General features: G+C 74.9%; 7 protein-coding genes. 3 read left to right on the forward strand and 4 right to left on the reverse strand.

What is annotated here, in order from left to right:
* Positions 1-144 precede the first annotated feature (144 nt).
* Together lhgO and BM242_RS25635 are read right to left on the reverse strand one after the other, a co-directional pair.
* Positions 145-1,359: an L-2-hydroxyglutarate oxidase gene (gene lhgO, locus BM242_RS30635; protein ID WP_245834527.1), complete on the reverse strand. Its 1,215-nt coding sequence runs from the start codon at positions 1,357-1,359 to the stop codon at positions 145-147.
* Entirely contained in the window at positions 1,359-2,993 is a 1,635-nt protein-coding gene (locus BM242_RS25635) for an NsdA family TPR-like regulatory protein (protein WP_093841310.1), read from the reverse strand. Before BM242_RS25635 ends, lhgO begins: the two co-directional genes overlap by 1 nt.
* Positions 2,994-3,743: 750 nt before the next feature.
* Between BM242_RS25635 and BM242_RS25640 the strand changes: the two genes are divergently transcribed.
* Positions 3,744-5,849 (forward strand): asparagine synthase-related protein, encoded by a 2,106-nt coding sequence (locus BM242_RS25640; protein WP_093841311.1) that lies wholly within the window; start codon positions 3,744-3,746, stop codon positions 5,847-5,849.
* 30 nt (positions 5,850-5,879) lie between these two features.
* Here BM242_RS25640 and BM242_RS25645 read toward each other — a convergent pair whose 3' ends face one another.
* Both BM242_RS25645 and BM242_RS25650 read right to left on the reverse strand, forming a co-directional pair.
* Positions 5,880-7,775 (reverse strand): sigma-70 family RNA polymerase sigma factor, encoded by a 1,896-nt coding sequence (locus tag BM242_RS25645; RefSeq protein ID WP_093841326.1) that lies wholly within the window; start codon positions 7,773-7,775, stop codon positions 5,880-5,882.
* Between the two features lie 204 nt (positions 7,776-7,979).
* On the reverse strand, positions 7,980-8,708 hold the full coding sequence (locus tag BM242_RS25650) for a TetR/AcrR family transcriptional regulator (RefSeq protein WP_093841312.1): 729 nt from the start codon (positions 8,706-8,708) through the stop codon (positions 7,980-7,982).
* A 310-nt stretch (positions 8,709-9,018) separates the two neighbouring features.
* Here BM242_RS25650 and BM242_RS25655 point away from each other — a divergent pair, with 310 nt between their 5' ends.
* Both BM242_RS25655 and BM242_RS25660 read left to right on the forward strand, forming a co-directional pair.
* Complete coding sequence (locus BM242_RS25655) at positions 9,019-10,416, forward strand: NAD(P)/FAD-dependent oxidoreductase (protein ID WP_093841313.1); 1,398 nt, start codon at positions 9,019-9,021, stop codon at positions 10,414-10,416.
* A gap of 169 nt (positions 10,417-10,585) precedes the next feature.
* Positions 10,586-12,379, forward strand: a complete 1,794-nt coding sequence (locus tag BM242_RS25660; protein WP_093841314.1) for an ATP-binding SpoIIE family protein phosphatase — start codon at positions 10,586-10,588, stop codon at positions 12,377-12,379.
* Positions 12,380-12,612 lie beyond the last annotated feature (233 nt).

A 12,612-nucleotide genomic window follows, 5' to 3' on the forward strand; every position in this document is an offset into this window, starting at 1 on the left:
CGGAGGGGCGGCCGGAGGGGCGGCCGGAGGGGCCGGACGCGGCGGACGCGGCGGACGGGCGGGGAAGAGTCTGCGGATTCTCGGACACAGTGGGTTCGATTGTACGGCCGGCCCGGCCGCGTCCGCCCGGGGCGGGCGGTCGGGTCACAGCCCGGCCAGCAGCCGGCGGGCGATCAGCCGCCCGATGGGCAGCGAGGCGGTGGCGGCCGGGGAGGGCGCGTTCAGCACGTGCACCGTGTGCGGGGCGTCGAGCAGCACGAAGTCGTCGGCGAGCGAGCCGTCGGGCAGCACGGCCTGGGCGCGCACGCCCGCCGCACCGGGCAGCGGTACCAGGTCCTGCTCGGCGATGTCCGGCAGCAGCCGCCGCACCGTCGCCGCGAAGGTCCGCCGGGACAGCGAGCGGCGGATCTCCTGCGCGCCGGTGCGCCAGTGGCGGGCGGCCAGCCGCCAGGCGCCGGGCCAGGACAGCCCGGCGGCCAGGTCGCGGGGGCGCAGCGTGCCCCAGCCGTAGCCCTCCCGGGCCAGCGCGGGTACCGCGTTGGGGCCGAGGTGGACCGAGCCGTCCATCCCGGCGGTGAGGTGGACGCCCAGGAACGGCAGGGCCGGGTCCGGCACCGGGTAGACCAGCCCGCGCACCAGATGGCGGCGGGAGGGCACCAGCCCGTAGTACTCGCCGCGGAAGGGGATGATCCGCACGCCCGGCTCGTCCCCGGCCAGCCGGGCCACGGTGTCGCTGTGCAGGCCGGCGCAGTTGACCAGGGCCCGGGCCCGCAGCACCTCCCCGGCCGCGGTACGGACCGCGACGCCGACCCCGGGCCGGCGGTCCACGGCCACCACCCGGGCGCCGTACCGGATGTCGGTCAGCGTGGCCAGATGCCGGGCCACGGCGGCGAAGTCGCACCGCCCGGTGGTGGGTACGTGCAGCGCGGCCAGGCCGCGCACCCATGGCTCGTGCCGCTGCATCTGCGCGGGCGTGAGCGGGGTGGCGGGCACCCCGTTGGCGTTGGCGCGCGCCGCCAACTCCCGCAGCCGCGGCACCTCCTCCGGCTCGGTGGCCACCACCAGCTTTCCCGGCTGGTCGTGCGGGATGCCGTGCTCGGCGCAGAACTTCAGCATCTCCTGGGCGCCGCGCACCGCCAGCCGGGCCTTGAGCGAGCCGGGGCGGTAGTAGATGCCGCTGTGGATCACCCCGCTGTTGCGGCCGGTCTGGTGCAGCGCCGGGGCGGCCTCCTTCTCCAGGACGGTGACGGCGAGGCCGGGGCGTGCGGCGCGCAGCGCGTGCGCGGTCGCCAGCCCGACGATCCCGCCGCCCACCACCAGCACGTCGCGGTCGTATCGTGCCCGTGTCATGTGCGACATCATGCCGGAGACACAAGGAGCGGGCGGGCGGCCTCCTTCAGCTGTTTGACCTGCGGCACGTTCTGGTAGGGCTCCAGCCGCTGGAGCAGGTCACGGACATAGTCGGTGGTGCGGGCGGAGGAGATGCGGCCGGCCACCTCCACGGCCCGCGCGCCCTTCTCGCAGGCCGCCTCCAGATTTCCCGCCTCCAGCTCGGCCACGGCCGCCACCACCAGCCGAAGGCCGTGCGAGCGGACGAAGGTCTCGGTCGGCTCGGAGAGCGAGTCCTGGGTGAAGCGGCGGGCCTCGGCCGGGGAACGCAGATCGGTGTAGCACTCGGCGGCGTCGGCGGCCAGCCGGTCGTAGGCGTAGAAGTCCAGCCAGCCCGGATCGGTGTCCCCCTCCCGGGAGCGCTGCAGCCAGCTCTCGGCCGAGCTGAGCGCCACCGCGCAGCCGGTCGCGTCCATGGCCTTGGCCAGTGCGCGGGCCTCGACCAGGTGGAAGAAGCTCATGGTCTTGGCGGTGGCCAGGGAACGGTTGCGCTCCAGGGCGGCCTGGGCCAGGTCCACGCCCTCCTCGGCGAAGCCGCGGTAGGTGGCCTGGAGCGACATGGAGGCCAGGACATAGCCGCCGAGCGGGACGTCGCCGGCGGCGCGGGCCAGCCGCAGGGCCTGGATGTAGTAGCGCTGGGCGGCCTCCTGCTGGCCCATGTCGAAGGCCATCCAGCCGGCCAGCCGGGTGAGTTCGGCGGTGGCGCGGAAGAGGGAACGGCCCACTTCGTCGGTGTAGTTGCCCAGCAGCAGCGGGGCGGCGTCGGAGCGCAGGCACTCGGGGACCATGGCGGAGCGCCAGTCGCCGCCGCCGTACTTGGAGTCCCAGCGGCGGGCCTCGTCGGCGGCCTCGCGCAGCTTGGCCACATCGCTGTGGCCGACCCGCACCCCGACGCCGCCGCCCTTCCCGTTTCCGCCGCCGTTGCCGCTTCCGCCGGCGCCGCCCGCGGCGCCGGCCGGGGCGGCCCCGTTCTTGTGGCCGTGACCGGGGCCGTGGCCGTGACTGTGACTGTGGCCGTGGCCGTTCGCCGGCGGGAGGCCGACGGTGCCCTTGCCGTTGCTTCCGCCGCCGCCGTTCGCCCCGGGTCTGCCGCCCGGCTGCCCCCGGCCGTTCTCCGGTGCCGGCGGAGCGTCCTCGGCCTCGTGTGCCACCGAGGCGTCCGCCGGGGTTATCAGCCAGCGTGCCGTGGGCGTGGCATAGGCGCTGACCGAGAACGACCCGGCCAGCGACTGCCACACCCCGCGCCCGGGGCCGGAGTCCATGCGGTACAGCTCGCCCGCGTTGCGCACCGCCTCCCGCACATCGCGCGGGAAGGCCAGGCCGATCTCGGGCGCCGGGTCGGCGTCCGCCAGTCCGATCTCGTGCAGCGGCACCGGACGGCCCAGCTTGCTGCTGATCGCCGCGGCGATCAGATGCGGTGCCACCCCCTGTGGCACCATGCCCTTGGTCACCCAGCGGGCGACCGAGGTCTTGTCGTAGCGGAGCGTCAGACCGCGTTGGGTGCCGAGGTCGTTGACGCGTCGGGCGAGGCCGGCGTTGCTCATACCGGCGAGAGCGAGGAGAGCACCGAGTTTCTCGTTCGGCCCGCGTCGCGACCTGGACATACGCGCACCCCTACACACCACTTTTGGCCCCGCGACCTGCGTGGGGCACTTGCGTGCTTCCGCCAACCCAGCGTAGTTCGGCGCCTCCTGACCGTTAAGAGGCGTGTTGCGGGATGGCTTGTCTTCTTCGTTCCCTTCCGGGCGGGGCGCGCAATCCGCCGCACGGCGGCATCCCGATGCCGTCCGGACACCCGTACGAGCGCTTCCCCGTGCCGGAAACGTGCTCCGGTCATGTGGCCGTGCGCCCGTGCGTGCGCTCTGTGCAGGTGAGAGGGGTAGGGCTTCCATGGGAGACGCGTGGGTCGGTCCGCTGCGCTCTGGAAACAGTGGGCCGGGGGAGATCGTCGTCTCATTCCCCGCGGACGGCGGTCATGGCTCGGGAGGTGACGTGCGCCTCCCGGGCCACAAAACGTCACATGGCCGGTGGGCCAGGGAACAAGCGCCCTGGGCCCACTGGAGATTGGCCGAAAACGGTCGGTTTTTGTGCCATGCGCCGGGAGCGTGCCCGGGCGCGGAGCGCAATCCGGCGCACCACCGGCGTGCCCGCGGGCGTACCGGACCGGGAACAGTACCCGATCGGCCGCCCCCGCGCCCGCCGCGGAAGGTTACGCGGTGCCGGCCGCTTCACCATGCCTGGTTAACTGACACCACAGAATGACCCCTTTACGCCCCGCGCATGGCAGCATGGGCTCACCACACCCTTGGTGACGCCCGTGCCTCACGGGCCTGATGACTGCGGGGAGGGCGGGGATGCGATGGTTGGTCGGCTGGTGCGGCGCCGACGTGAGCGCTGCCCGCGACATCCAGCCCCTGGGCGCCCAGGTGATCTGGGACGGCCCCGATCCGCTCTGGGCGGTCGGTGACTGGCGCCCGGACGAAATCCGCCTGGTCTATGCGGACGGCGACACCCACCTCGCGGTCTTCGGCTACTGCGGGGCCACCGACGAGCAGCTCCGCTCCGCCCTGATCTCCGCCCGGGCCGGCGCGCTCCGCCGGCTCACCGTCTTCCCCGGCAGCTACACCGCGGTCGCCCGCTTCGGCCGGCGCACCGCCGTGCCCGCCGACCTGGCCGGCGCCCGCCCCGTCTTCCACGCCGGCTGGGCCGGCGGCACCGCCTACGCCACCGCCGCCCTGCCGCTGGCCGACCTCACCGAGGCCCAGCTCAACGTCGCCTACCTGGCCGCCCTGCTGGCCTGCCCCGAGGTCCCCGAGGCGCTGGGCGACGGCACCCCCTACGCGGGCGTGCGGCGGGTCCCGCCGGGCCATGCGCTGACCCTGCGCGAGGGCGGCAGCCGGGACACCGCCGACTACGAGCCCGCCGTGCCGACCGTGGTCGCCGCCCCGCCGCTGGAGCGCGAGGCGGCGGTGTCCGGGGTGCGGGACGCCCTGGTCGAGGCGGTGCGCACCCGGCTCGCCGCGCCCCGCCACGTCCCGGCCACGCACGCCCCCGGGCCGGTGCCCGGCATCGGGCCGCAGGAGCGGCGCGCCGCCCGCGGCGAGCCGGAACCGGCCCCGGGCGTGGGCGCGGATCTCTCCGGCGGCAGCGCCTCCGCCACCCTGGCGCTGCTCGCCGCCGGACTGCCCGGCCGGCCCGGCACCATATTCGGCACCGGCGCCACCGCGGCCGGCGAGCGCCTGCTCGCCGTCACCTTCAACGACCTCACCGCGGCCGGCGGGGCCGGCCGGATCGACCGCATCGCCGAGCTGGAGCGCGCCCGCGCCATCGCCGACGACCCGCGCTTCCACCATGTGGTGGTCGCGGGCGGCCCCGAGTCCCTGCCGTTCGCCGATCTCGACACCGTGCGGCTGACCGACGAGCCGGCCCCCGCGCTGGTCAGCGCCGCCCGGCACCGCAGCCGGCTGGCCGCGGGCAGCTCCGACCACCTGATCGGCTCCGGCGCCCGGCAGGTGCTGGACGCCCACCCGGCCCGGCTGGCCGATCTGTGGCTGGACCGCCGGCGCCTGCAGCTGCTGCGCCCGGCCCGGGCGCTGGGCCGGGCGGGCGCCGAGGCCGGCGGGCCGCTGCGCGGGGTGTACCTCACCGTCCGGGCCGCCCGCCGGCTGGCCCGCACCTCCTACCGGGACGGGCTGGCGGGCGCGGCCTCGCAGTTGCGGCGTTCGGCCATGGCCAATGGCGCGGGCGCCGGCGGCCGGGCCGCCCTGGGGGAACTGGCCGCCGGGCCGATGGCACCGCTGGCCCGGCTCGCCTGGAGCCGGCCGGGTCCGGCCGCGCGCTGGCTGACCGGGGAAGCGCTGGCCGAAGTATCGATTCGGCTTGAGGCGGCGGCGGAACGGCCCCGGGCGGGGCTGACCGGCCGCCGCCCGGGCGAGCAGCGGGCGCGCGCGGAGCTGACACGCGCCGCTGCCGACCATCGAGTGCTGGAGCAGGCGGTCGAGCTACGCCATCAGCGCCTGCACGCCCCCTTCTTCGACAACCAGGTGGTGCGTGCCTGCCGCGAACTGCCGGAGACGCTGCGGGTGCAGCCGGGCGCCCGGGCCGAGGTGCTGCGCGCGGTGCTGGAGGGCGCGGGCGTGCGGCAGCTGCCCCCGGGATGGGGTGCGCCCACCCATGTGGTGCACGCGGAGAGCGCGCGCGCCGGTCTGCGCTCGGCCCTGGAGGAGGTCACCGAGCTGTTCGAGGCGCCGCTGCTGGCGGACGCCGGGCTGGTGGAGGCCCGGGTGGTGCGGCAGGCGCTGCGCGAGGCGGGGGAGGGCGCCGCGGTGCCGCTGGACGGCCTGGCGGAGCTGGTGGCCACCGAGGTGTGGCTGCGCCGGCTGATCAGCCGCCGCGGCTCCTGCTGGACGGGGGAGGGAAACCGCGAACCCCGCGCCGTCACCAGCGGCGTCACTCCCTGAGCCGCCTCCCCGGCCGCACGCACCGGCCGGTTACCCGCAGAGGATCTCGGAGTCCGCCCAGTCGGCCAGGGCCATGGCGCCGAACGGACCCTCGGGGCGCACCTCCAGACGGAGCGTCCGCACTCCCGCCAGCGGTACCTCGAACCCGACCGCCGGCCGGCCCGCCTCCACCGGGCCCGATTCCCACAGCAGGCGGCCGTCGCCGTACACCGCGAACTCGGCCGCGCCGATGCCGCGGGTCAGATCGTCGATGCCCACCTGCGCCCGGTAGAGCCGGCACTCCCGGTTGAGATCGATCACCACGGTGGAGCGGGCCTGCACGGTCACGCCGTGCCCGTGGCTCTGCCCGCCGATCGACAGGCCCTCGCGCTGCCAGGTCCAGCCGCTTTCGAACAGCCGCACCGCCGGACTCTCGCCGTCGCCCGTCACATCGAAGTCCAGCCGTCGCAGCTCGTACGGCTCCGCCTCGGGCACGGGTTCCGGTTCCGGTTCCGGCGGTGGCTCCGGCGCCGCAAGCGGTTCGCCGGCCGGTTCCGGCTCGGGTTCCGGTTCCGGTTCCGGGGTCGGCTCGGGCTCGGGCTCGGCCTCCGGTGCGGGGTCCGGGGCCGGTGCCGTCACCTGCCGCGGCCCGGGGTCCGGTGCCTCCTCGGCCACGGGCTCGGGCTCCGGTTCCGGTTCCGGTCCGGGCTCCGGTTCGCGCTCGGTCGTCTCCGCCGGCGCCGCCCGGGGCTTCTCCGGCTCCGCCCGGTCCGGCGACGGCGTGCCGCCGAGCAGCGCCACGGCCAGCGCCAGCATGGTGGCCGCGACCACCACACCCGCCGCGATCCCGGCCTTGGCCATCCCGTCCGTGGCCGCCGCCGCTCCCGTCCCCGCGCTCCCGCCGCCCCCGGACGCCGCACCGGCGCCCGCACCGGCACCGGCGGCGCCGCCCAGCAGGCCCGCGGCCTTCGGCCCCGTCCCGGCCGCGAACCAGCCGATGACCGCAATCGGCAGCACCGCCCGGATGTGCTGGTTCAGATCCAGCACCTCGCTCGCCGCCACCCGGCAGCCCGCGCACTCGTCCAGATGCCGCCGCAGCCCGCGCTCCGCCCGCGAGCGCAGTCCGCCCCGCGCGTACGCCCCCAGCCGGTCCGCCCAGCGCGCGCACTCCCCGCCCGCGGCCGGCGCCCCGCTGACATGCGCCTGCAAGTACGCCTGCTTCAGCCCTTCCCGGGCCCGGTGCGCCAGCACCGCCGTGGCATTCGGCGTCAGCCCCAGCAGCGGCGCCACCTCGCGCGGTGACGCCTCCTCCACGGCGGTGTGCCACAGCACCGTCTGCCAGCGCTCCGGCAGACTGCGGAACGCCCGCACCGCCAGCGACCGCTCGGCCTCCTGCATGGCCCGCACATCCGCGCCCAGCTCCACGGCGCCGTCCTCGCCCGCAGGACCGCCCGCCGCGCTCACCGAGAACACCGCGAAGTCCTCGACCAGCTGCTCCCGCCGCACCGAGCGGGCCCAGACCGCCGCCACCCTCCGCACCGAGGTCAGCAGATACGCCCGCACCGCCGTGTTCGGCCCGGCGCCGCCGCGCACCGCCTGAAGAGTGGCGGCGAACACCTCATTGGTCAGATCGTCCGCGGTGTCCGCGTCCCGGCAGCAGGTACGGGCATAGCGGCGCACGGCATCGGCATGCCGGCGGTACAGCTCCTCGGCAGCCGCGGCGGCCCCGGCGTCGCCTGCCCGGATCCGCCGGATCAGCTCCACATCCCCCGGCCCGGCGGCCACGCCGTCACCGTCCCGGTCCCCGTTCCGGCGGTCGCGCTGCCGGGGCACCGAGGAGGACGCGGAGTCCCCGTCCTTACGGCCGCGCCGCCCCGGGCGCGGTACCCGGTCCGCGGTACGCGGCTCCGGCAGGCCGTCCTCCGGACTCGGACCGTCAGCGTTCATGAACGTCTGCCCCTGTACCCAGGCGTCGGCGCGGCACCGGACGCCGGCCGGCGTCCGATGCCGCTGCATGCGGAGATGTACGCCCGTAGGCTGCCATACGGCATCCGCCGCCCCGCCCGCAGCGTGCCCAAACCACCCGACCGTGCGGCGTGACGCGCCGGGTTCCCGGGAGCCATGGCTCCCGGGACACCGCATCGCACAGGGCTAGGGACGCACCGGCCGCAGACCCTGGAGCAGGATCTCCAGCAGCCGCGAGGCCACCTCGCTCTGCCGCTCCGGATCGCCCAGCGAGGGCGGAGCGGTGGTGATGACCAGCATGATGTCCGCGACCGTCACATCCGGCCTGAGCTGCCCGGCCGCCCTGGTCCGCTCCACCAGCTGCCCCATGGCGTCCAGCAGCGCCCGGGTCTCGGCCGGCCGCACCGCGGCCATCGCCGTTGACGTGGCCGTGGCCGGAGCCGCCGTTCCCGGGGCATCGCGCAGTGGCAGACCGCCCCGCTGACGGGGTAAGCGCCCGCCGCCCCCCTCACCGGCCCCGCCGGCACCGGCACCGGCGCCCGCACCCGTACCCGCACCCGCCACCACGGCCGACGCCGGTGCCCCCTCCGCCGCCGCGGCCAGCAGCTCCGGCAGCAGCCTGCTCGTCCCCGAAGCCGCCGAGAAACGGACGAAACCCTCCAGCGCCCGCCATGGCTCGCCCTCCCCGGCCAGCGCCTCCAGGGCGCGGTCGGTCAGCCTCCGCGTCTCCTCCTCCACGATGTACTGCACCAGCGCCTCCTTGGTCGGAAACCGCCGGTAAACGGTGCCCACGCCCACCCGGGCCCGCCTGGCCACCTCCTCGATCGGTGCGTCATAGCCCTGTTCCCCGAAGACATCGCGTGCCGCGCTCAGCACATGCCGCAGATTGCGCCGTGCGTCGGTGCGCAGCGGCATCGGCCGCGCCTCCGTCCCCCGGCCCTTTCCGCCGCCGCCTGCCGGCACCCAACCCTCGGACCCCTGTATCCGCATATGTATTCCCCCGGTGATGTGTCTCCCCCCGGAGACTCCCCGTTGTTCCCCACGGATGAAATGGAGCGGTCCCGCCGCTCCCCCTGGGTCAAGAACATAGTTGAGGCTGTTACCGGAGAGAAGGGCAAGAACCCGCCCCCGCGGCCCGGTCCGCGGCCCCTCCCGGAGCCCGTTCGGCGCAACACGCACCCCCGACCGGTGGACAAACCACGCTCCCTCGGTGCGTCATGGACAGGTGAGCAAGGAACCCACACGCATCCTCGTGGCCGGCGGCGGCAGCGTCGGCCTCTACGCCGCGCTCCGCCTGCAGCAGAAGCTCAGACGGGAGATCGCCCGCGGCGCGGCCGAGGTCGTGCTGGTCAACCCCGAGCCCTACATGACCTACCAGCCGTTTCTCCCGGAAGCCGCGGCCGGCAACATCTCCCCCCGGCATGTGGTCGTGCCGCTGCGCCGGGTCCTCGACCGCTGCCGCTTCATCCCCGGCGAACTGCTCGGCGCCGATCCGGAGAAGCGGACCGCCACCATCCGCACCCTGGCCGGCGAGGAGGAGAACGAGCCACCGCGCACCCTGCGCTACGACGAACTCGTGCTCGGCGTCGGTTCCGTCTCCCGCACCCTGCCCATTCCCGGACTGGCCGAATACGGCATCGGCTTCAAGAACGTGGAAGAGGCCATCGGCCTGCGCAATCATGTGCTGGAGCAGCTCGACATCGCCTCCTCCACCCGCGATCCGCAGATCCGGGCCGCGGCCCTGACCTTCGTTTTCGTCGGCGGCGGATACGCCGGAGTGGAGGCGCTCGCCGAACTCCAGGACATGGCCGCCTATGCCTGCCGCTACTACCCCAACATCAGCCCCGAAGAGCAGAAATGGATCCTGGTCGAGGCGGCGAACCGGATCCTCCCGGAAGTCGGCCTCACCATGGGCGAGTACACCGTCCGGGAACTGCGCAGCCGCAACGTCGACGTCCGGCTCAACACCCGGCTGGAATCCTGCACCGAACGGGTCGTGGTGCTCGACGACGGCTCCCGGCACCCCACCCGCACCCTGGTGTGGACGACCGGCGTCAAGCCCAGCCCGGTGCTGCGCGACTGCGGCGTACCGCTCGACGACCGGGGCCGGGTGGAGTGCACCGCCCAGCTCCGGGTGGACGGCGTGCCGCACGTCTGGGCGGCCGGCGACTGCGCCGCCGTCCCGGACCTCACCGCCGACGATCCCGCCCCCGATGGCAGGCGCCCCCGATGCGCCCCCAACGCACAACACGCACTCCGCCAGGGCCGGCAGCTCGCCGACAACATCGTCGCCCTGCTCCGCGGCCGTCCGCTGACCGACTACGAACACCGCTACGCCGGCTCGGTCGCCTCCCTGGGCTTGCACAAGGGCGTCGCCCGGGTGTACGGGAGGAGATTCAAGGGCTTCCCCGCATGGTGGCTGCACCGCACCTACCACCTGAGCCGGGTACCGACGATCAACCGCAAGACCCGCGTGCTCGCCGAGTGGACCCTCGCCGGGCTCTTCAAGCGGGAAATCGTCTCCCTCGGCTCGCTGGAACACCCGCGCGCCGAGTTCGAGTCCGTGGCGGGCGCCGACCGGCCCCGGCCCGGCACTCCGGGCAAGGGCGACGCCACGCCATAGGGTGGGGCGGGCAGACCCCGCGCGCATCCGTGCGCGCCCGCCGCACCGCACGTCACGGCGGGCACGGCTCCGGCCGGCCGCCCGCGCCCCGGTCCCCGCTTCCGCGCGTACTCCAGGCGCTCAGCGGGCACCCGTACAACCGAACGGATCGGATCGGAAAGCTGAACTCGTGAACTTGACGCGCTGGAGCCTCCGGCTGCCCGGAACTCAGCGGCGCAACGCCGCCGCCCCGGCCGGTGGCACCACCGGCGTGCGGACGGGAAGCGCCGGGCAGGAACACCCGTCCCCGGCCGACCAGCCCCGCGACGAGAGCCCACCGGACCCCGGCCCGGCCCTGGGCTCCGCCGCGGGCCCGGACCAGCCCCGGGGCCGCGACGCGGAACGCCGGCCCGCCGCCGTCGCGCACGGCATCGCGCACGGCATCGACGCCCGGGCCGTGCACGAACTCCTCGGCCAGGTCCCCGCACCGGTCGCCCTCGTCCACGGCCCGGACCACCGGGTGGCCTATGTCAACAACGCCTACTCCGCCGTCTTCGGCGCCCGCACCCCCGGCACGCCCGCCCGCCAGGGGCTGACCGAACTCACCGAACTGGGCCTGCTCCCGCTGATGGACCAGGTCCGGCGCAGCGGCACCCCCCGCACCCTGAAGTCCCGGCGGGTGGCCGGCCGCAGCCGGGACAGCTTCTACACCTTCACCTGCACCCCGGTCCGGCTGACCGGTCTGCCCGCCACCGAGACCCCCTCCGGCGGAGTGCTGATCTTCGCCTCCGACGTCACCGACCAGGTCGTCTCCGCCGAACGCCTGCGGGAGAGCGAAAGCCGGCAGCGCGCCGCCGCCGTCACCCTGCAACGCAGCCTGCTCCCCCAGAAGCAGGAGCAGCCCGACGATCTGCGTGTCGCCGCCACCTACCGGCCCGGCGGCACCGACGCGGCGATCGGCGGCGACTGGTACGACGTCATCCCGCTCGGCGCCGGCCGCACCGCGCTGGTCATCGGCGATGTGATGGGCCGGGGCATGCGGGCCGCCGCCGTCATGGGCCAGCTCCGCACCGCGGTCCGTGCCTATGCCCGGCTCGACCTGCCCCCGCACGAGGTGATCCAGCTGCTCGACGGCCTGGCCGCCGAGATCGACCCCAGCCAGATCGCCACCTGCCTCTACGCCGTGCACGATCCCAACGAGGACCATCTCGTCTTCGCCTCCGCCGGCCACCTGCCGGTCTTCGTCCGGCGCCCGGACGGCACCGTCCACCGGGCCGACGAACCCACCGGCCCGCCGCTCGGCACCGGCGGCTGGACCCACACCTCCGGCTCCACGCCCTTCCCGCCGGGCGCCCTGGCCGTGCTCTGCACCGACGGACTGGTCGAGCGCCGGGACGCCGACATCGACGAGGGTCTCGCCGCGCTGGAGGAGGCCCTGGCCGGCTCCCCGCGTGCCACGCACACCACCCCGCAGATCGTCTGCGACCGGCTGCTGCGTTCCCTGGGCATCGGGGAGGGCCATGACGACGATGTCGCCATCCTGGTCATGGCCCGGCCGGAACGCGACACCGACGTGGCCGGGCTTTTCCGCGGCGCCGCCCTCGATCTGCTCGGCGGCATCGAGGCCACCCCGCGCGCCCGTGCCTTCGCGGACGGGGTGCTGGCGAGCTGGCGCTTTCCGGAGGAACTGCGCGAACTCGGGGTGCTCGCCACCAGCGAGCTCGTCGCCAACTCCCTCCAGCACGGCAAGGCCCCGATGCGTCTCCGCCTCCGCAGAACCGACCGCCGGCTCATCGTGGAGGTCACGGACGGCGACGAGAACCTGCCGCGCCGCCGCCACCCCGCCCCGGCCGACGAGGCCGGACGCGGCATCTCCATCGTCGCGGCCATCGCCACCGACTGGGGAACCCGGCTGCTGCCGGACGGCGGGAAGTCGGTATGGGCGGAATTCACCCTTCCCAGCCAGCGCGCCACCGGGGCCTGACCGCGCCCGGGACGGGCCGGCTCCTCTCAAGTTGACGCTCCCAATCGGGACGCGTAATGTTCTCCAGGCGCTCAGCGAGGACAGCCCAACTCCCCCGATTTTGCTCGGCCGGAAAGGTGTCCTAGAGTAGCGTCACCAGACACCCGGAGGGATTCCCGAGAGGGATACCGATGGCAGTGTCCGTTCCTTGAGAACTCAACAGCGTGCCAAAAGTCAACGCCAGATATTTGGCA

Origin of the sequence: Streptomyces aidingensis (assembly GCF_900112355.1) — a bacterium.
GTDB classification, from domain to species: Bacteria; Actinomycetota; Actinomycetes; order Streptomycetales; family Streptomycetaceae; genus Streptomyces; species Streptomyces aidingensis.